The organism is Candidatus Symbiopectobacterium sp. NZEC135 (assembly GCF_025962695.1).
Genome location: NZ_JAGFPF010001521.1, coordinates 1 through 519, shown reverse-complemented (window position 1 = coordinate 519; position 519 = coordinate 1). Strand labels below are relative to the sequence as shown.

The window sequence follows — 519 nt, the reverse complement described above, 5'->3', positions numbered from 1 at the left end:
CCAAAGGCATCACCCACATAAGGACAAGGCGTATCGGCCTGCACGGTAATCAGCATGCCTGCGGCTTCTGACTGCGGCTTGAGCCAGGCCGCGCGTTCGCGCATCAAGTCTGCCAGATTGTGCTCACGGCGATCCAGTATCAGCCTGTCGGCGTCGGCAAGAGAAATCAGGTGCAGATCGTCAATCAGGCGGTTGAGATGTTGCAACTGTTTCATCACCATTGCTAGCTGTTGTGGTTCGGGTGCGAATACGCCATCAAGCATGCCCTGAAGCCGACCAATGGCGGCGGTGAGTGGCGAACGTAATTCATGGGCCATGGCAACGTGGGACGTGTGCAGTTCACGCTCATAGCGGGCCAACTGCTGCGTCATGCTATTGAAATCCTGCGCAAAGCGCAGCATTTCCTCCGGTGCCTGGCTGACAAGCGTCGCCTGGGTAGTGAATGTGCCCTGAGTGACGGCCTGTGCTGAGGCCCGCAGATGATCGAACTGCAGGGAAAGCGGGCGGGCGCTGCGCAGG

The 519-nt window shown here is 59.0% G+C and carries 1 protein-coding gene; it reads right to left on the bottom strand.

The window, feature by feature from the left end; genetic code table 11:
* Positions 1–519 (bottom strand): HAMP domain-containing sensor histidine kinase (locus J5224_RS35145; RefSeq protein WP_319802559.1); only part of this gene is annotated, 519 nt, incomplete at both ends.